This is a genomic window from Rhodococcus sp. USK13 (assembly GCF_018343855.1).
Lineage (GTDB): Bacteria > Actinomycetota > Actinomycetes > Mycobacteriales > Mycobacteriaceae > Rhodococcus_F > Rhodococcus_F oxybenzonivorans.
Window position 1 is genome coordinate 6,203,996 of record NZ_CP069242.1, and the last position, 17,512, is coordinate 6,221,507.

Annotated in this window: 31 protein-coding genes; all 31 read right to left on the minus strand. The window is 66.2% G+C overall.

All coding sequences use genetic code 11. From position 1 onward, the window contains the following. Nucleotide 1: 1 nt before the first annotated feature. Nucleotides 2–808, minus strand: a complete 807-nt coding sequence (locus JQT59_RS31065; RefSeq protein WP_213573274.1) for a hypothetical protein — start codon at nt 806–808, stop codon at nt 2–4. Nucleotides 809–811: 3 nt separating this feature from the next. Further along, nucleotides 812–1,183, minus strand: a complete 372-nt coding sequence (locus JQT59_RS31070) for a hypothetical protein (RefSeq protein ID WP_213573275.1) — start codon at nt 1,181–1,183, stop codon at nt 812–814. Beyond that, nucleotides 1,180–1,506 (minus strand): hypothetical protein, encoded by a 327-nt coding sequence (locus JQT59_RS31075; RefSeq protein WP_213573276.1) that lies wholly within the window; start codon nt 1,504–1,506, stop codon nt 1,180–1,182. The genes JQT59_RS31070 and JQT59_RS31075 overlap by 4 nt, the downstream gene beginning before the upstream one ends. Nucleotides 1,507–1,625: 119 nt before the next feature. Continuing rightward, a complete protein-coding gene (locus tag JQT59_RS31080) occupies nt 1,626–2,558 on the minus strand; it encodes an Ig domain-containing protein (RefSeq protein ID WP_213573277.1) in 933 nt (310 codons plus the stop codon). A 75-nt stretch (nt 2,559–2,633) separates the two neighbouring features. Beyond that, the gene (locus JQT59_RS31085) at nt 2,634–3,044 is read right to left on the minus strand and encodes a minor capsid protein (RefSeq protein WP_213573278.1); all 411 of its coding nucleotides are present in this window, start codon (nt 3,042–3,044) and stop codon (nt 2,634–2,636) included. Continuing rightward, nucleotides 3,044–3,373, minus strand: a complete 330-nt coding sequence (locus JQT59_RS31090; protein WP_213573279.1) for a hypothetical protein — start codon at nt 3,371–3,373, stop codon at nt 3,044–3,046. Before JQT59_RS31090 ends, JQT59_RS31085 begins: the two co-directional genes overlap by 1 nt. Continuing rightward, nucleotides 3,366–3,689, minus strand: a complete 324-nt coding sequence (locus JQT59_RS31095) for a hypothetical protein (protein WP_213573280.1) — start codon at nt 3,687–3,689, stop codon at nt 3,366–3,368. The genes JQT59_RS31090 and JQT59_RS31095 overlap by 8 nt, the downstream gene beginning before the upstream one ends. Nucleotide 3,690: 1 nt before the next feature. After that, nucleotides 3,691–4,050: a hypothetical protein gene (locus JQT59_RS31100; protein ID WP_213573281.1), complete on the minus strand. Its 360-nt coding sequence runs from the start codon at nt 4,048–4,050 to the stop codon at nt 3,691–3,693. A gap of 14 nt (nt 4,051–4,064) precedes the next feature. Next, entirely contained in the window at nt 4,065–4,499 is a 435-nt protein-coding gene (locus JQT59_RS31105; RefSeq protein ID WP_213573282.1) for a lipase chaperone, read from the minus strand. Continuing rightward, nucleotides 4,496–5,434, minus strand: coding sequence for a phage major capsid protein (locus tag JQT59_RS31110; protein WP_213573283.1), 939 nt, complete (start codon nt 5,432–5,434; stop codon nt 4,496–4,498). Before JQT59_RS31110 ends, JQT59_RS31105 begins: the two co-directional genes overlap by 4 nt. Nucleotides 5,435–5,459: 25 nt before the next feature. Beyond that, complete coding sequence (locus tag JQT59_RS31115; RefSeq protein WP_213573284.1) at nt 5,460–5,900, minus strand: hypothetical protein; 441 nt, start codon at nt 5,898–5,900, stop codon at nt 5,460–5,462. A 1-nt stretch (nt 5,901) separates the two neighbouring features. Further along, complete coding sequence (locus tag JQT59_RS31120) at nt 5,902–7,134, minus strand: head maturation protease, ClpP-related (protein WP_213573285.1); 1,233 nt, start codon at nt 7,132–7,134, stop codon at nt 5,902–5,904. Then, entirely contained in the window at nt 7,131–8,426 is a 1,296-nt protein-coding gene (locus JQT59_RS31125) for a phage portal protein family protein (RefSeq protein ID WP_249353969.1), read from the minus strand. Before JQT59_RS31125 ends, JQT59_RS31120 begins: the two co-directional genes overlap by 4 nt. Nucleotides 8,427–8,440: 14 nt before the next feature. Then, complete coding sequence (locus tag JQT59_RS31130; protein WP_213573287.1) at nt 8,441–9,973, minus strand: terminase large subunit domain-containing protein; 1,533 nt, start codon at nt 9,971–9,973, stop codon at nt 8,441–8,443. Further along, nucleotides 9,945–10,283: a hypothetical protein gene (locus JQT59_RS31135; protein ID WP_213573288.1), complete on the minus strand. Its 339-nt coding sequence runs from the start codon at nt 10,281–10,283 to the stop codon at nt 9,945–9,947. The genes JQT59_RS31130 and JQT59_RS31135 overlap by 29 nt, the downstream gene beginning before the upstream one ends. A 130-nt stretch (nt 10,284–10,413) precedes the next feature. Beyond that, complete coding sequence (locus JQT59_RS31140; protein ID WP_502939754.1) at nt 10,414–10,779, minus strand: hypothetical protein; 366 nt, start codon at nt 10,777–10,779, stop codon at nt 10,414–10,416. Beyond that, nucleotides 10,776–10,979, minus strand: a complete 204-nt coding sequence (locus tag JQT59_RS31145; protein ID WP_213573290.1) for a hypothetical protein — start codon at nt 10,977–10,979, stop codon at nt 10,776–10,778. Before JQT59_RS31145 ends, JQT59_RS31140 begins: the two co-directional genes overlap by 4 nt. Nucleotides 10,980–11,652: 673 nt before the next feature. Continuing rightward, a complete protein-coding gene (locus tag JQT59_RS31150) occupies nt 11,653–11,997 on the minus strand; it encodes a hypothetical protein (RefSeq protein ID WP_213573291.1) in 345 nt (114 codons plus the stop codon). Beyond that, entirely contained in the window at nt 11,994–12,719 is a 726-nt protein-coding gene (locus tag JQT59_RS31155; RefSeq protein ID WP_213573292.1) for a hypothetical protein, read from the minus strand. Before JQT59_RS31155 ends, JQT59_RS31150 begins: the two co-directional genes overlap by 4 nt. Then, entirely contained in the window at nt 12,716–12,862 is a 147-nt protein-coding gene (locus JQT59_RS31160; protein WP_213573293.1) for a hypothetical protein, read from the minus strand. The genes JQT59_RS31155 and JQT59_RS31160 overlap by 4 nt, the downstream gene beginning before the upstream one ends. After that, nucleotides 12,859–13,140 (minus strand): glutaredoxin domain-containing protein, encoded by a 282-nt coding sequence (locus tag JQT59_RS31165; RefSeq protein WP_213573294.1) that lies wholly within the window; start codon nt 13,138–13,140, stop codon nt 12,859–12,861. The genes JQT59_RS31160 and JQT59_RS31165 overlap by 4 nt, the downstream gene beginning before the upstream one ends. Next, nucleotides 13,137–13,556, minus strand: coding sequence for a RusA family crossover junction endodeoxyribonuclease (locus JQT59_RS31170; protein ID WP_213573295.1), 420 nt, complete (start codon nt 13,554–13,556; stop codon nt 13,137–13,139). Before JQT59_RS31170 ends, JQT59_RS31165 begins: the two co-directional genes overlap by 4 nt. Then, nucleotides 13,553–13,876 (minus strand): zinc finger domain-containing protein, encoded by a 324-nt coding sequence (locus tag JQT59_RS31175; protein ID WP_502939886.1) that lies wholly within the window; start codon nt 13,874–13,876, stop codon nt 13,553–13,555. The genes JQT59_RS31170 and JQT59_RS31175 overlap by 4 nt, the downstream gene beginning before the upstream one ends. A gap of 160 nt (nt 13,877–14,036) precedes the next feature. After that, on the minus strand, nt 14,037–14,396 hold the full coding sequence (locus tag JQT59_RS31180) for a hypothetical protein (protein WP_213573297.1): 360 nt from the start codon (nt 14,394–14,396) through the stop codon (nt 14,037–14,039). Further along, complete coding sequence (locus JQT59_RS31185; RefSeq protein ID WP_213573298.1) at nt 14,397–14,612, minus strand: hypothetical protein; 216 nt, start codon at nt 14,610–14,612, stop codon at nt 14,397–14,399. After that, nucleotides 14,609–14,917, minus strand: coding sequence for a hypothetical protein (locus JQT59_RS31190; protein WP_213573299.1), 309 nt, complete (start codon nt 14,915–14,917; stop codon nt 14,609–14,611). Before JQT59_RS31190 ends, JQT59_RS31185 begins: the two co-directional genes overlap by 4 nt. Then, nucleotides 14,914–15,738: a hypothetical protein gene (locus JQT59_RS31195; protein ID WP_213573300.1), complete on the minus strand. Its 825-nt coding sequence runs from the start codon at nt 15,736–15,738 to the stop codon at nt 14,914–14,916. Before JQT59_RS31195 ends, JQT59_RS31190 begins: the two co-directional genes overlap by 4 nt. Nucleotides 15,739–15,740: 2 nt before the next feature. Next, complete coding sequence (locus JQT59_RS31200; RefSeq protein WP_213573301.1) at nt 15,741–16,502, minus strand: alpha/beta fold hydrolase; 762 nt, start codon at nt 16,500–16,502, stop codon at nt 15,741–15,743. Further along, nucleotides 16,499–16,765, minus strand: a complete 267-nt coding sequence (locus JQT59_RS31205; protein ID WP_213573302.1) for a hypothetical protein — start codon at nt 16,763–16,765, stop codon at nt 16,499–16,501. The genes JQT59_RS31200 and JQT59_RS31205 overlap by 4 nt, the downstream gene beginning before the upstream one ends. Beyond that, a complete protein-coding gene (locus tag JQT59_RS31210; RefSeq protein WP_213573303.1) occupies nt 16,758–17,090 on the minus strand; it encodes a hypothetical protein in 333 nt (110 codons plus the stop codon). The genes JQT59_RS31205 and JQT59_RS31210 overlap by 8 nt, the downstream gene beginning before the upstream one ends. Then, the gene (locus tag JQT59_RS31215; protein ID WP_249353971.1) at nt 17,087–17,506 is read right to left on the minus strand and encodes a hypothetical protein; all 420 of its coding nucleotides are present in this window, start codon (nt 17,504–17,506) and stop codon (nt 17,087–17,089) included. The genes JQT59_RS31210 and JQT59_RS31215 overlap by 4 nt, the downstream gene beginning before the upstream one ends. Nucleotides 17,507–17,512 lie beyond the last annotated feature (6 nt).

The following is a 17,512-nucleotide window of genomic DNA, read 5'->3' on the forward strand; positions in this document are numbered from 1 at the left end:
CCTAAGTTTGAATGCGCCGCGTGTAACGGCTGCCGAGCAGCTGCGACGAGATGTCGTCGTGCTCGACGAGCGCCTGGTATTCCTCGGCGCGGTCACGTGCTGTCTGCGGCCGCGGTCGACGGCGTGGCGGCTTCCCGCCCTTGCCTTTGAACTTCGGGCTCGCGCCCCACACGCCGTGCACGATCAGCGCCATCGCCTCGACCGCCTCGGTGAGAAGCTCACGGTCCTGTGTCCACCCCACGAGTGAGGGTCGTTTCGATGGCTTGGGCAGCTCGCCGCGCTGCTCCATCTCGAGGCGCTGCATGGCGCGCTCGTCGTCGTCGGAGATCGCGGCGTAGTACCAGCCGCCCTCCGGCAGTGCGGGCAACAGCCGGAGCAGCCGGTTCCAGGGGTTGCTCAGGTGATCGCGGACCCAGTCGTAGAGCCGTTCGTCGCCGGGCATGGCGAACAGGTCCTTTTCGATGGCCTCGCCGTAGCGGTCGATCTCGTGGACCAGGTACGCCCATCCGGAGTCCGGCGGGATGAGGACCCCGAAATGCTCGCGGATGTCGTCGACGAGGTCGGCGAGTTCGGAGATCGGCCGGCGTGCGTAGTGGTCGGCGATGACGTCGGCCAGTTCATCGCCGACGAGGAGGTCGAGCTGGTCGTGGACGGAGGCGGTGGTGTCGAGGTCGGCGACGTCAGCCGCTTCGGGCGCCTCGATGACGAGCTCGGGCCCGTCGTCGTCCAGGTGCACGACGAACGGGCCGGCGGCCTCATCGAGGAGGGTCTCGAAGTAGGAGGCCGCCGACCCGTTGTCATTGGTCATCGGTCAGCGACGACGCCCGGCGCGGCGCCGGTCGCGACTACGCCGATCGGCCCGGTTCACCGCCTGCTCGGTGTCGAACAGCCCGAAGTGCCGAGACAGGTCACGCGCGAGGTCGATCAGCGTGTCCGGGTGCTGCGGCCCGAGGAAGTCGGCGACATCGTCGAACTGATCGCCGAGGAACAGCTTGAGGACGCGCCGGGACGTGTTGGCCTCCTCGATGTCCATGACGGTGTCGGAGTCCGGTTCCGGGACGAGGAAGGTGGGCGATTCGCCGATCTGGAACTTGAACGGCTCCTTGGGCTCACGCTGCTCGCCGCCGTATCTGCGGACGTTCGGGTCGTCGAACTGGGTCACGTTGTCGAGGTCGTTGCTCACTGTGCGCCTCCGGTGGTGCGTCGGGTGATCTTGGTCTTGGGCGCCTCGGCGGGTGCATCGGCTGGCGAATCGGCCGGCACATCGGCGGGTTCGTCAGTCGGCTTCTCGCTCGACTCCGCAGCGGGCTCGGGCACTGGCGCGGTGGGCGCCGGAGCCGGTTCGGGCTCGGCGGGCACCGGCTCGGATGCGGCCGCGGGCGCGTACCCGGACGCGACCAGCTGCTTGTGCTCGACGTACGAGCTGGGCGTGTAGAGGTGGCCGTCCGGCGATACCAGCGGTGTCGGTGTCCAATCGGCCTTGTTGATGGTGCGCATCTGTCCCATGACGGGATCTCCTTCGGTGACGGTCGGTGTGGCGGTCAAGATGCACTGGGCAGGCGGTCGACCGCCGATCCCCGCCTGCCCAGTGCGTTCTCGGGCCCGGCGCGAGGGCCGGGCATCGGTCAGGCAGCGATGACGATCGACAGCGGCTTCTGCACGCTGCCGGGGGTCACGCTGTCCACGACCTGGACGGTGAAGTTCGACGTACCCGCGGCGGTCGGGGTTCCGGAGATGACACCGGTCGACGCGTTCAGGGTCAGACCGGCAGGCAGAGAGCCGGTCGTGACCGACCAGGTCTTCGTGCCGGTGCCGCCGGTGACCGTCAGGGTCTGCGAGTACGCCACGCTCACGGTGCCGCCGGGCAGCGACGCGGTGGTGATCGTCAGTGCGCTGCGCTTGAACCCGGCGTCCTCGAGGACACGGTTCCAGCCGGGACCACCGAAGTAGTGCCGCACCGAGACACCATGCTCGGTGTCGACCGTCGCGTTGACAGTCGTCGGCCATGTCAGCGATCCCTCGCCGTCGGAGATGGTCTGCTCACCCATCTCGGAAATTTCGCCCGCGTAGAGCAGGCGGCCGAGGTAGATCCGGTCGACACCGGTGTTGAACTGGGTCAGCGCCAGGTAGCGCTGCTGTCGGATCGCGGTGATGGCCGGCTGATCGAACGCGATCTCACCGGTCTCCGGGTCGGCGATCATCTGCGACAGGTCGACACCGAGGTTGTTCTCGATGTTGTACCGGTTCGCTTCCAGGCCGGTGAACTGGATTCCGGCGATGTCGGAGATGAAGTCCGACCGGACCGGGTTGGAGTAGCCGATCGCGCTGATGTCGGACTTCTCGAGTTCCCGCGTCAGGGTGATCGCGTCGTCCTTGAGCAGGAGACCGAAGTCCCATGCTCCTTCGGGGAGTTCGGCGAGCTGGGAGCTCGACCCTTCGGTGATGTATTCGATCGGGTCGATGTCCATGCCCATGCCGTAGATGTGGGCGCGGTTCGGCTTGAGGATGAGTTCGCGCTGGTGACGCGAGACTTCGAGCTGTCCAATGTCGCTGACCATGATGCCTCCTGGGCATGAGGAAGGCCCACGACGCGAAATGTCGTGGGCCTCGGGTGTGGGTGTTCGTGGGGGTTGTCAGTGCCGCCAGGGCTTCTGCAGGCTGAGTGCGTAGTACGCAACCTGTTGTCGGGCGTCCGGGTTCTCGTACGGCTCGGTCTCGGGCGGGGTGTCGACCCTGCACGAGTCGATGCATACCGGGCCGGGTTCATCCTCGACTTCGATCGCCTCACCGGGGATGCGGTCCATCAGGTTCCGCACCTGCCGCGCGAGCTTCGAAGCGCCCCGCGGATCGGGGTGGTGGCAGATGATCTGCACGCGCGGGTAATCGCTGATTCCGTCGTCGGCGCCGCCGGAACGGTGGATCTCGATTCCGATACCGTCGTCCTCCACCGGGGGTTCGGTGTCCGTCTCCCCCAGCGGCGCGAGGTACACCATCAGCACCTCTTCGATGTCGGGGAACAGGGTGTCATCGATTGCTACGACCATCAGTACCTCCGCTTCTGCCTCATCGCCCGGATCGCGGCTTCGCTCGCGCGAACCGGCTTCGATCGCCTCGTGCCGAACAGTGCCGGCTGATTTCCGCTGCGAGAGGCGACGATCCGCTGTCCGGGACGCCCGTCCCAGCCGCGGCTGGGTTCGATGCGGACCTGGTCGGCGAGCTTCCCGGACTTCCTGTGGCGCCGGGCTTCGGCCTTGAACGCTTTCGCCCCGACTTCGGCCATGCGCCGGGTCGCCTTCTGAACGTGCTGCGATCGCATGATCGCTTTCGCGTCCTTTGACGAGAACCGGTAGCTACCGGGCTTCGGATCAGCCACTGCTCACCCACCTTTCGAGGTATCCCCAGACGTGGTCGGCGATGCCGTCGTCGTCGTACCAGGTCTGCAGGTCGCCGTCGACATGCAATCGGGGCCCGATGCCGTCGACCGCGAGGACGTTCTCGGTGGACTCGGGGAAGCCCGGAGGGGCGAACAGCGCCCACCGGGTGTGCCGTTCGAGCGGCACACCCTCGACGGAGTCGACCGGCTGCACCGAGCAGCCCGGGTACTCGGCCCCGGGCTGCTCGGTCATCACGCCACGTTTGCCGCGGACGCGCTCGATCACGCGGACGGTCTGGTTTCCGAGTTCGTCCATATCAGTCTCCGAACGTCCATGACGGCTTCGCTGACCGGGAGATCCCGAGCAGCTGGTGGTGGTACTCGGTGAACACCAGCGAGCGGCCGGGGTTGGCGAGGGTGCCGGACCGGGTCACGCCTCCCACCGTTTTGGAGTAGGAGACGTGCCCGGCGTGCTTGGCGGCTGTCAGCGCTGCACGCACGACCTCGATGACGACGAACTGTGCATCAGGGTCGTCGTCGGCGATGTCCGGCCGCCGTTTCGGATCTCGGATCCACCTGGACGCGGATGCGATGAGCTGCGGGGCCCAGAGCCCCTCGGTGGCGGACAGGGGGCGCCAGCCGGCCGCAACGTCTGGGACGGTGACAAAGTCAGCCATGGCGTCCCCTCACGTCACTTCTGCTCGGCGGCTTCGACGAGGGCGATCAGCTCGTCCTTGTCCTTGCCGTCGACGGCCTCGTCGGTGAGGCCGATCGACTTGGCGTAGGCCACCCACTTCTCGGCGGTCGCGGTGACGCGCGGCTTGCGGGGCTGATCGGCCGACGCCTGGTTCGGCGTGGTGGGCGCATCACTGCCGGGTTCGGGTGACGCGCCGCCCTGGTCGTCGCCGTCACCGTCGACGTCGGCGGGGTCGGCGGGGTCGGCGGGGTCGGCGACCTGCACCGCTTCGGCGATCGCACCCGCCTTCAGCAGGCGCTGCGCTTCCTGCTCGTCGAGGTCGCTGATCACAGCGCCCCGCCGGTGCTTGATCACCTTGAGCGGGCGGCCATTGGCGTCACGGTCGAGGATCTGGTCGAACCGCAGTGCGGTCAGGACGTACTCGGTCACGGCGTCACCAGCCCGGTCAGCCACAGACCAGCCTTGGGCTGGTCGAGCGCCATGCCGCGCTCCTGGGTGGCGTCGGAACGCCACGTCTCCCGCGGGCCACCGTTCGGGCCGTTGCCCTCCGGGTAAAGCTCGGTGAAGGTGAGCGGGCGGGCGTCACCGTAGAAGCCGATGGTGCCGCGCTCGAGGATGAGCGCACGATCCGCCGGCCACGCCCTCGACACGATGATCTGCAGGTTGTGGATCGTCTCCGGCAGCGCACCGACGTAGGCGATGTTCTGGTCGGCGATGTTGCCCCGGTACACCTTCAGCAGGTCATCGTTGTCCATCAGGATCGGCATGAGCGCGGGGTTCATGACGATCGTGTCGGCTGCGAACTCGAATCCCTCGTCCTCGCTGCCACCCTCACCGACCGTCGGAGCGGCCTGCGAGATCTCGAAGATCGCGTCGGCGATGTCGCGACGCGGCCGCGAGTTGGTCACATCCCAGGCAGTCGGGACCGGGAAGGTCGGGACGCTCCCGAGAACCGTCTTCGCTGCCCGGTCGTTCGTGCGAATGAAGGAGTTCTTCAGCGCGGTGACCTGCTTGTTCACGTCGTCGAGCTGATTCTTACGAATCATGTCGAGCGTGACCCGAACACCCTTGCCGCGCTTGGTCGAGAACACGACCTTCGGGGTTCCGCGGGACGCGTTCGAGACCGCGATCTCGGCGAACTCAGCGAGCTCGTCGATGTCGTCGACGAGGAACGACGGATCGCCCTCTGTGTAGGCGAAGATGCCGGAAGTGTTCGCACCGGCGTTGCGGAACAGCGCTTCGGCGATGAACTGATTCGTCAGCAGCTTCTTGAGCTTGGTCGGGATCAGCAGGGGGTTGGCGAGGAAGTCGGCGACGGCAACTGCCGCTCCGTCCGACCCGCTCACAACGGTCCTGGGTGCCATGTGTTTCTCCTGTTGGTGTGAGGGATCAGACGATCCGGATGAGACCGACGCCGGCCGCGGCGACGCCCCCGGGCTGGGTGCAGATGCCGACGATCGTGCGGGCGTCGGGCGTTGCTCCGGCGGGGCCGACTGTTCCGGCTGCGGTCGCGACGAGCTTCTCGCCGCATTTCGCTGCGGCCGAGTACGTCACCCGGGTTTCGGTGCCCGCGTAGGCGACCGACACGACCGTGGGAATCGGCATCGCGTTGATGATCGGTCGGCCGATGGCATCGAACGAGGTGCCGCCCTGCGCGGTCTCCGGGCTCTGCCCGTCGGTGAGTGCGACGCCGACAACCCGGAAGCTGCCCGCGGCTGCAGGCTTGACGCGTCCGTTGTCGATTGCCTCGACGAGCTGCCCACCGAGGACAACTTCGTTGGGGGTGAAGGTCTTCGGTCCACCCTGGGTGATCTGCGGGATTGCAGCCATGTCAGTTCTCCTCGATCCAGTTCTTGAACTTGTCGACGGCCGCGAAGTCGGAGCCGCCGGTCGATTCGGGGTCGACGCCGTGGCCTACCTCGGCGAGCGGGACGAGCCCGGGTGCGAGGCTGTTGATTGCCTCGGTGGCTCCCTCGCGGTCCTTCTGCAGGGAGTTGAGCCAGTGGTCACGGCGACCGGGGCCGAACTTGCCGGCCCGGATGGCCTTGTCGACGAGAGCTTCGTCGCCTTCGCGGATTTGCTGCGCGCGAGCGGCGCGACCCTCGCTGGCGGCCGCGACCTGGTCCTCGTGCGTGGCACGGTCGACGAAGACGAAACCGTGCTGGTTCGCGTAGTTCGCGACCTGCTCGGCCGTCACCTCGCCAGCACCGCCACCGCCGGGGGCGGGGGCGGGGGCGGCAGGCTCCTGGGCCTGCTCGGCGAGCGCCTCGTCGAGGGCGGCCAGGACGGTCTCGTCATCGGCGTCGGCTGCAATGCCGAGGCGCGAGGCGAGGGATTCATTCAAGGTGGCCATATCGGCTTCCTTCCTGTTGTCCTCCGCCTCGGCGGCAGAGGAGTTCGTGGTCGCACGCTGCTTACGGGACAGCGCGGACAGATCGAAACGGTTCAGCGCGTTCTGGGCGCCGCCCGACTCGCGGGCCGGGATGACCGAGTCGGCGAGACCAGCCGTCACCGCTTCATCGGCGGAAAACCAGGTCTCCTCCGACATCTCGGCGAGCCACTGGTCGGCGTCGCGCCCGGCCTTCGATGCGTAGATCGAGGCGATGTTGCGGTCCTCATGCGCCAGGTCTGCGGCGCACTTGGCCATGTCGTGCTCGTTGCCGACGCACATCCCCCAGGCCTTGTGAATGAAGAACTGGGCGTTCTCCATGATTCGGAGTTCGTCGACGCCGGCGGCGATGAAACTTGCCGACGATGCGGCGATGCCCTCGACGATCGCAACGACGCGCGCCTTGTGGCGGCGGAGCGAGTTGAGGATCGCGAGCGCCTCCCACACCTCGCCGCCCGGGGAGTTGATGAGCAGCTCGATCTCGGTGATCGATTCGGGTAGCTCGTCGAGGGCCGTGGTGAATTCCTTGGCGGAGATGCCCCAGTACTCGCCCCAGGAGTCGATCGGGTCGTACAGGCGGAGCGTTGCGACGCTCCCTTCGGTGCGGGTTTCCGGAAGCGCGGCACGCACCGGGGTGCGCTTGTACGCCTGGGGGTTACGCAGGAACGGGTTCACGTGGTCGTCTCCTCGGTTTCGCTCGGGTCGCCGCCGGGCGTCCACGACTCGGATGGGGCTGGCGTGTCCTTCGAGGGCAGGCCGTACCGCTGACGCGTGTCTTCTTCGAGCGAGCGGTCGAGCCGGATCAGTCCGGCGTCGATCAGCATCTTCAGTGCGGCCGCGGTGAGGTCCTGACGCGAGCCGATCTCGTCGAACACGATCTTGGGTGCGGGTTCGTCCTCGCCCCAGTTCAGGTCGACGAGATCCTCGACGACATGGGCGGTGCCGACGTCGGCGATGGTTTCACCGAGGGTCTGCACCGACTGCGTGAACGTGTCCTCTTGCACGCTGGCCAGCGCGAAGGAGCCACCGCGGTCGAGGTTCAGGAAGTGCGCGAGACCGGCGAGCGCGATCTGCTTGTCCTGGTAGTCGATCGCCTGCTGAATGTCGAGCAGGACACCCTGCACACTGAGCAGCTTGAGGTCCTGGCCGTTGGCGAGGCCTACGCCGGAGGTCATGCCGCCCTTGAAGTTTGATGCGAGGTCACGCATGTGGTCGACCTCGGCCTGGTCGTCGGACTTCGATGCGGTACCGACCGGGACACCGATGCCGTTGCGGCGAGCGGCAGCGGCCTGCGTGCGCATGAACTCGTCCTTGAGGATCCAGTGTTTGTACGCCGGGCGGAGGATCGAGTTGCCCTGCCACTGGCCGGGGTCCGGCTCGTGCACGTAGGCGACGAGCCGACTGACCGGGATCGTGAATCCGTCAGGAATGGCCGACGCCGCGGTGAGTTTGCCGACCGGCGCCTCTTGCGTGATCGACTCGAGCCCACCGTCGAGCGCGACAGTGATCTTCGAGATCGTGCGCTGCGGACGCGGCGCCAGCTTCCGCAGTCCGAGCTTGCCGTCCTTCTCGAGCTGGTAGACCTGCTCGAAGTACGAGTGCCCGTACTGCAGCATCAGCAGCGCCGGCTGTAGGTGACTTCGCCAAGAGAATCTGCCCCGGGTGCGGGTGGTCGGCACGAAGTCCGAGCCTTTGATCCCCAACCCGAGGTTCCGCGCAACGAATTCGGTCACTTCGTCGCGGGCGCCGTTCTGGTCGAGGCGCCACGTGGTGCGGCGGATCGGTAGCCCGATGGCCCGCAGCAGCGACGAGGCTCGGCCGTCCTCGCGGCCCATCCGGCTGAACACATTTACCGACTCGGGCCACTGCAGTTCGGGCACCTTTTCGGTGTGGTCCCACTGCTGCCATTCGGTGCCGCCGCCGTTGACATACCCCAGTTCGGTGGCCGGTCGCGCAGTTTGCGCCATGGTCACCTCCTTCTTCAGAATGCGACGGTCATCGCGTCGAACGAATCGACGTACCCGCCGGTGTGTGTGGGCCGCTCGAACGCGGGCGCGGCCGCGGCCCCGACCACGCGGGATTCGAACGTGAGCAGCGCCCACCGGGCCAGCACCACCGCGAGCAACGGTGCCCCGCCGGGGTCACCGTTTGGGTCGATGACCCAGTCCTTGCGTGGCAGCTCACGTTTGGTGGCGTGCTCGAGCGCGTGCAGCAGTGCGGGTTGCCCGGTGTGGCAGAGCAACCCGTCCTCGGCGTCGTCGACGAACCCGGAGCACATCAGTGCGGCCTGGTTCGTCGTCGACTTGATCAGCTCGATACCGGCTGTCTTCATCATCGGTTCGAGCACCGCAGCCGGGGACCGGCTGTCCGTGGCAATCGCGCACGGCTCGATCGTGTCGTCGACGCGGCCGAGGAGTGCGACGATCTCCGGGTTCGGCGCGATCGGTAGATACCCGACCTCGACATGGATCCGGTCGTCGACGGTGCGTTGCGCCGCTCCGATCGCCCACTGGCTCCCGACACGCGCAACACCGACACCGGTCGTGCCGGTCAGGTCCGGCGCGTAGTCGAGCAGTCCGCGCCACTGATCCTCGGCGACGATCTGCCAGGTCTCCGCCTTGTCGTCGGTGGCCGGCCAATCGCCGCGGCCGAGCGCCTCGACATCGAACCCCTTGCGGCCCGCCGGGGTCGCGAGGTTCTTCATGATGTCGAGGATCTTCTCGGCAGTCTGGATGACTCCGTACGACGGGTTCGCGTAGCGCCAGGTCTCTTCCGCGTCGCGCGGCATGCCGTCTGCCGCCATGTACTCGGCGAAGTACACGCCGACCTCGCGCGCCAGGCCGCGGTTGCGGACCGACGCGAGCACCTCGCCGTTGGGGTGCTCGTCCTGGTTCACCGCAGACGAGGCGTAGATCCGCTGCGGGTTCTTCGCCGCCATCTGCACGAAGGACATCGCGGAGATCTCACCGGGCGTCAGGTTGTACGCCTCGTCGTAGACGACCAGATCGACGTCGGTCAGACCGCGACCGGTGTCGTTCGAGCGGGTCCCGAACGAGATCGACGCGCCGGACGCGAGTTCGATGATCCCCTCACCCTGCGAGCACGTCGCACGGACAACCCGCTTCCGCAGCCACGGTCGGCTCTTGATGAGAGCCATCAGCCGCTTCCACCCGTCGCGGGCGGTCTTCCACCGCTGCGCCGTGTAGATGATCGTCTCATCCAGCTTGAACAGCCCATACAGGCAGCGCTGGATGAGGATCTCGGATTTTCCGTTCTGCCGCGGGATGATCAGGCAGCAGGTCGGGTGCGTCCATCGTCCAGCCGGGGTCATCGAGAGGATCGCGTGCTGCGCCTCGACCTGCCACGGCATCGCGATGGATCCGGCGCGGCGTCCCAGCTCGACAGCCTTCACGCCGTGCGTGATGTCGCCCTCGAAGACGGAAAGGTTGTGCGGCTCCTGACGGCCGGTCAGCGTGGGGAAGTCGTCACAGATCAGCGAGGCCGTCATCGCCATCACCGGCAGGCTCAGCGCCCTTCTGTCGGCGGATCTCGGCGAGCATCTGCCGGAGTGTGTTGGCCTGCTGCCGGGACTCCTGCAGTGCACCGTCGACGCGTATCTCGAGAATGCCGTCGGCGCCGCGCGCATCGACCAGACTCACCCAGCAGTCGATGTCGCCGCACAGGACGCGATCGAACTGGTCGAGACGGTCTTTGATCCTGGCCGCTTCGACGATCATCGCCGTCAGCGAGTACGGGTCCTCGTCGTCATGCAACTCGGCGTAGAGACGGCGGCCACCGGAGGCGAGGCTGTCGAGGTCTGGCACCCGATCACCCCCCTCGATCCCGGTACAAAAATCGGGTCTGTAAAAAAACTCCTGACTGAAGGTGGCCAGTCAGGGACCCCCCACCCCCTCGATAATTTTCGGGGGTGGGGTGGGGTTGCATCGGTGCTGGTCAGGGCCAGGGCAGGAGTCGGATGCCGAGTGGGTCGTCGGCGCCGCGGGTGGCCGTCGGGTCGAGCCCGGTGACTGCGGGGCGGAGATGGTCGCGGCTGCCGTCGCCTCGGGACTTGTTGCAGTAGCCGTGGAGGAGACGATCGGCGTGGGTTCCACCGTGGGCCCGGGCCTCCGTGTGGTCCGCGGCAAGCGATCCGGATGCACGGTCAGCAGAGGTTGGGTCGTAGTCCCAGTTACTCGCGCGGTCCCGGAACATCGGCAGTGCGCACCACCAGCACGGTGCGCCATCGACATGGTCCTTGATCAGTCGCTCACGTCGCTTCTGATGATCCCAACCCAGACCGCGGTCAGTAGTGGACGTCACGCGCCGCCAGCCACATCCACATCCACACATGCCATCATCGCGATGCCTGCGTCCTTGTACAGCGGGGCAAGCACAGCATCGACAGCGTCGAGGAAGCGGATGCCGAGCAAGTGGCTCGTCCAGTCATCGAGGTCCGATAGGTAGTCGTGCACGAGCATCTCAACGTCGGGCTCTTCAATGGGGAACACCATGCGATCCATGTCAGCTCCGTCTCCCCCAACGTGTTCGGGGCGGGCCCTGCGCTGCCGGGCCATCACCGTAGATGTGAATGTGAATCACCGGTTGCTGCACGGCGGGCGGATGGCCATCGACCCCATCGGCCAGGCGGCGAAGCACCTGCGCGGTGATGCTCGTGATCTGCCCGACGAGGTCCATCACCGCTTGCCCTTCCGGTTGCGCCGCTTACCTCGCGGGTCCTCGTTGCCGGTCCATCGCACTGACAGCTTCGGAACCGTGTGGCTTGCCCATCGATCGATACGCGCCATGTCGAGACCTCCTGTGAAGTAGATCCGCTCGCAGCTGCGCCGGGAAACGGTTCAGCGCGTGCTTCGATTCCAGTTCCTCGCGGTTGCGGGTACGAGGCTGGTGACGTTGACGAGCGGGAGATGATGCGCGTTGGTGCCGGTTGCGTACGCGCTCGCGCCATGGCGCCGTCGCTCAACGAGTGGATCTGTGCGACTTCACCGGCAGCAAGCAGGCGGGTGTTCAACGGGAATCCAGGCGCGCCCCTGGACGTAGAGCCTCACCGACTGCGCTGAACAGGATTTCCTGGCGAGACGACGAGAGCGAGCCTGCCCTTGGGCACAGCTCGCTCAGGTCGATACGTTACCGGGAACGCCTACGGTCGTCCACTCCCGACCCTGGCTTGGTGTCTTACGTCGCTTTGCGGCGTGACTGCGCTGCGATGGCCCGCACTTCTTCGGCCATGTAGACCGGTGATCCGTCGTCCGCCGTTAGCTTGGTGAGTTTCCCCTTCGAAGCCCAGGCCCTGATGGTGGTGGCGGGTATTCCGAGTAGGTTCTCGATGTCCCTCGCGGACAGTTGTTCCCACTGAACTTCGACGGGTTGAATCCAGGTTTGCCCGTACTCGTTGACCTTTCGGTCGAGATGTTCGCACACGGTCGGGTTCGCTGATTCGAGTGCTTCACGGTACGAGCGGGCGACCCGGCGGGCGCGTTCGAGTGGGGTGTCGGTCTCCCATGGCCATGGGTCGTTCATCCGGCAAGCTCCTGGTAGTCGTCGGCGAGGATGAGTGTCATCCGCTTGTAGTCGGATTCAGTCCAGGACGATCCGCAGTGCATGCAGTCAACGTTGTCGGCGCCGTGCCACCGTCCCAGGGTGGAGTGTTCGCAGCGTGGGCAGGGTACGGGCATGCGGTCTCTGCTTCGGGTTTCGCCCAGCTGGTTCTGCGCGCGGTGGTGCAGTTCGGCGAGCTTGAGGCAGAGTGTGGGCCCGTCTGTGTTCACGGCCTCGACCTTGTCGCCGGCATCGTTCCATTGCTGGGCGTCGAACTCGCCGACCCTGGACAGGATCGTGATGTTCGGTTCGACGATTGCGAGTCCGGCGGCGAGAAGTGCGGTTGGGTTGGGGTGTTCGGGGTTGTCGATTCGGAGGATGTCGGCGATCTGTTCGGCGGCGCGTTCGACGGTGTCGACGATGTCGCGCATCAGGGCGTCGACGTGCACATTGAGCGGGATCTGCGAGGTTGGGTCTGGCCGTTTCCCTCCATCGTGTTGGGTGTTGGGTCGCTCGCCGACGATGCGGTGCAGTGCGAGGTAGTCGGCCCACAATGCTGAGGTCTCGGATTCGACCCAGTGGATGCAGGGCTCGCAGAGGGAATTTGGGTTGATGGTGGCGGCGGGTGTCCAGCCCTTGCCGTCTTCTGTGCGGGTTCGGGCGGTGCACCGTTTGCCTGCCCTGCAGACATGGTCTTCGTTCATGGTCGTGGGTCCTCCAATCGCAGCTTCGATAGCGGGACGGCGACGGATTTCTCGTCAGGGCGGTGGAGTTCGGCGTAGGCAATGGGGTTTCGGCGGATGGCTCCGATACGCCAGTACTTGCCTTCGTGGTAGGCGGTCTTCATGCGAGGTCTCCGTCTTCTGCGAGGTAGGCGATGGCGGCGAGGTCGCCGGCGAGTTTCGTGAGGCGGTCGGGCCTGTGTCCGGACCAGTGCTCGACGCCGGTGTCCAGGCGGACGATGACGACTGGTGTTTCGAGGTGGCCGAGTTTCTTGAGGTCGTTGGCGGCGTCGGGGTCGTCGGTGAGGTCGATGCTGTTGTACTCGACTCCGAGGTCGTCGAGCTTGCGTTTGGTGGCTCTGCAGGGCATGCACGCCGGTGAGCTGTAGACGGTGACGCTCATGCGGGTAGCTCCTTGGGCTCATCGCTGCATGTGATCTCGAGCCAGAGCTCGGGTGTGCGGCTGGGTTGGTGAATGATCGGTTCGGGTTTGGCCATGTGCTGTGGGATGTCGTCAGCGACGAGGCCGTAGCCGGGGTGTTTGGTGGTGCCGGCGGCGAGTGCGTCGCAGATCGGTTTGAGGGTGGCGATGAGGTTGTCGGTGTCGCGTCGCCGTTTGTCGCGGGGTCGGTAGTGCAGCTGGATGACCGCGTGGCCGACGTTCAGGGGCAACCTGGCATGACGGGCTAGGCGGACGACGTCTGAGCGGATCTGGGCGATTTCACGGTTCTTCGCGAACACCGCCCCTGCGGAGGCTCCTCGGTCGTTCATCGACAGTGGTGGGGAGTCCCAGGGCAGCCGGATCGTATGGGTGGTCACTGGTCCCCCACCTGCCTGTCGATGCCTGACACGTAGTCGGGTCGTGGTGCGCGCGGCGGACGCCCGTCAGACGGTGTGGTGTCGGGCAGCGCGCGGGTGTCGGGCCATTCGACGAGTCGGACGCGGTCGAGGCAGGGCATCTTGCGCTCGTACCCGTCTTCGGTGACGCAGCGGTGACCGATTTCGGCGCGGCAGTGTGGGCACTTGACGGTGGCCGCGAATTCGTAGGGGTTCATGGTCGACCCCTGTGGATAACTGCGGTACGGCCGCGCGAAGCGGCGGCGATCTGGTGACCCCGAGCGATGAATCCGGCCCGAAATTCGCGCGCGTTGCTTACGTAAGTCGAAGAGATTTTCCGCAAGTAGTTATCTACGTAAGTCCGTTCGTTCGTACGTAGGGTAGTGCCATTGTCAAATGGAAATGGCAAACGCGGTTTTGCCATCGTTTTGCTATGGGTTTTGCCATATGGCAAAACTGGTGTCAGTCGCCCCATCGCGAGTCCGCCCCCTTCTTCCCGGCAGCTGACCGGGCTTCGTGTAATGCCTGCTGAGCGAACCCAACAGCCTGTTTCGTGCCGTAGTTCCTGATCCTGTAATTGCCTGGCGGCTCGGCCTCCCAGAGGCCCACTGCGACGAGCAATTTCGCCTCGGCCGGGTTGCAGTGAATGAACGGCAGAACGGCTTTCTTGATCAATCCGTCTGTGCCGTTATCGGCCGCATAGAGGTAGGAAGAGACGTAAACGAACGCCGCTCCCTTCCCTTTTGGGCCCATTCCGATGAGGTCGAGGATCTTGTCGTGGGTTGGCAGATTGGTGTCTGTGCGAGCCCATGGAAGTCCCACCTATTGGGCCCTCCCGTCTGGTGGTCGGGTTGCCTGTGCCGCGAGTACGGCGCGCAGGGCGGCGCGCCAGCGGTCACGGGGAGGCTCGGTGATGTCGTGCCACCGCACGAGATGCGGCACGTGCAGCGAGGACGCTGAGTGCGCGTTGAACGCAACCTCCGCGAGGCGCTCGACCTCGGCGGGTTCGGGCTCGAACAGGTCGATCTGGTTACTCATGCTCTCGCCTCGACTGTGGCGCGCACCGCTCGCAGATCCATGCTGATGCACTCGGTGAGAAACCCCTCGTCCCCCGGAATGTGTGGATCGATGCCGTGGTTGATCAACAGGATGTAGCCGTTCGGCTCAACCTTGCCGCAGGCCGGGCAGCGCCAGCCCGAGACGACGGTGCCGGCGGGCCCGTAGCCGCAGTCGTACGGCGCAACCCAGTCGGCAGGCACCATCCGATCGCGCCAGGCACCCTTCGCCGCGGCCTCGGCGTCGTAGTCACGCTCGTCGAACAGGTCGAGTTGCTCAGTTGTCATGATGCGCTCCGAATCTCGCCTTGCGCGCCGAGTCGCTTAGCTGACGCAAGATGCTTCGCGAGTGATCCACGGGCTGGATCGAGGTAGCGCTCCAACGCTTCGATTTCTCGGCGCTGCGTTTCGGCGGCCCGGCGGGTCGCCTCAACGTCGACGACGGCGGCGGCGATCGCGTCGAGGTCAACGTTGCCCCAGAGTTCTTCGTCAGAGGTCCGTCTGCTCACCCGGTTGATCAGGTCGAGGCCAGTCTGCAGATGCGGCGAGATACTTCGAGTGCCGGCGGCCTGAAGGTTCTGCACCTGCGCGCGCAGCTGGTCGGCTTCGCGCTCTTTCCACGCCACGTCACGGGCCGCCTCCGCGAGGCCCTCATCCGCCCGGAACGTCTGCCAGCGCGCGAGCTTCATCCAGCCGTCGGAGCTGCCGATCGGGGACAGCTTCGGGGCTTTGCGAATGATCGTCATTGAGCGGGTGCGGCGACCGGATGGTGGCGCCATGATGCCCCAGTGGTCGGGGATGTCGAGGCCCTCGACGAGCGTCGGGTCGGAGACGACGAGATACCAGCGGTCGCAGTACTTGGCCCAGTCGTCGTGCTTCGTGGGGTCCGCGAGCTCGGCGAGGACGTCTGAGCGAGACACTTTGACCTCGTGGCCGATGATCGCGCTGCCCCCTGATCGGGTTAGAGGTGCGGTGATCAGGTCGGCGCGCCGGTCCGAGTTTGGTGCCTGGATCTCCGGGGCAAACAACCACCCCTTTGGCCGGTTCGGTGCGTTGTAGTGGTTGCGCAGCAGTGTGATCACGTCCCGCGCGTCGAGCTTGGTCGTCATGGTCACTCCCTGATTTCGTTGATTCGGTCGGCGAGCCACTCGGTGTAGGTGCGAGTGCTGCCGGGGTAGTGGCGCAGGTGGTACGAGTCGTGCTCGCCGGTGAGGTAGCCGCGGACGCCGTCGATCGCCGCGCTGTACGCCCGCCAGACCTCGGGGACGTTGCGCCAGTCGCGGATGGTGGCCTGCCAGCGCTTCTCTCGCACTCGGCGGATGAGGTCCCAGCCCCATTCGCGCGGGTCGACGAGAGAGAAGGCGGCCGATTGGTCGGCCAGCGTGCGCAGTGGCGATTCCGCCGGGCAGCAGGTGATGACGTCGGCCGGGTCTGCGAGATGCCAGAGCGGGAAGGCGCGCGCGTCGATCCAGCGTTCACCTGCGATGCCCCAGGTGGTAGGTCCGGCCGGTGAGTACGGCCATGGCATGAGCGGATCCGAGATCAACCCGACACCGCGCACGTCCAGTTCAGGGTGCTCGCCGCGCGCGATTTCGGCGGCGACGTTGCCGGCGAGCGCTCCCCCGCCCGAGTAGCCGGTGATGACTACCGGGTTGGGGTCGCGCCGGATGTAGTCGAGCAGCATCGTCCGCCCGGACCGCAGGGACGTGTCGAACGACGACCCGAGGGGCGCCGGCACCGGCCCGTACTGTGCCGACCACGGCACCTCGACGACCCGGAACCGCTCCGGGTCGAGGTGGCGCGTGACGTTGGCGAGCATCGACGCCTCACCCATCGGCTCGCCGACACCACGGCAGCGAAGGACGGTGATCATCGCTTCCTCCAGTCGCTCGCGTGTGGGCAGCTGACGAAGTGGGCGAGGTACAGCGGACGACCGGCCGCGTTGAGTGCGGCTCGCTGCGCCTTCAGGATCACGTTGGCGTGCAGTACACCGTCGACGAGATAGGTCGCGACGTTGCCGTTCTCGCTCGGCTCCGGGTCGAGCGGAATCGGCTTCGGCTGCTGAGTCTTCGCCCACACGATCGGGGCCCGGCACGAGCGGCACGGCTCGGCTGGCTGTAAGCGGTGCTCATGCATTGCTCACCGCCTGCGGGGCGTGCCGCCACGCGAGCCCGAGCACCGCGTCTGGCGTGTTGGGATGCATCTGCGCGACTGTGTCGGTGCTGCGAACCAGGTACTGAACGGAATGGGTGCTGCCGGCCTCCCCTGTCTTGAGGACGCGGAGGCCGATGACGCGGGCGGAGGTGAGGTTCCAGATGCTGCCGTCGATGCTGGAGTACTCGAGGGCGAGGCTGGCGGGGAACACGCTGTACGTGGACTTGGTGTCGGGCATCGGCGGTTGGTCGTCGATCCGCACCTGGACGGTGCGTGTCCACCGCTGGTCGATGATGGAATTGCTCACCGGTCGCCCTCCTCGGGGATGTTGAATTCGCGGGTGCTGTCGAGTCCGAGGAACTTCCCCGCACCGATTGCGTAGGCCATCTCGCGGCGGGTGGAATCGCCGACGTACCCGTGCTGGTTGGTGACGACGATGACCTCGTCGGACATGTCGATCTTCTGGAAGTGCAGGCGGTCGAGCATCGCCTTGCGCTCGTTGCCCTGGTCCTCGGGTGCGACGACGCAGAACGGTGCCAGGACGATGTGCCCCTTCGCGGTCTCCTGCGCTGCGACGGTGAGCATCTGCTCGAAGAACCGCATCGATCCGCAGATCGTGACTACCTTCGGCTTGTGCTTGGCGTGACTCTCACCGTATCCGCACAGCTCGCACCACTGGAGTGAGCTGGGGCTCAGGGTGAACGGGTGACGGTCAGTCGTCATGCGAGC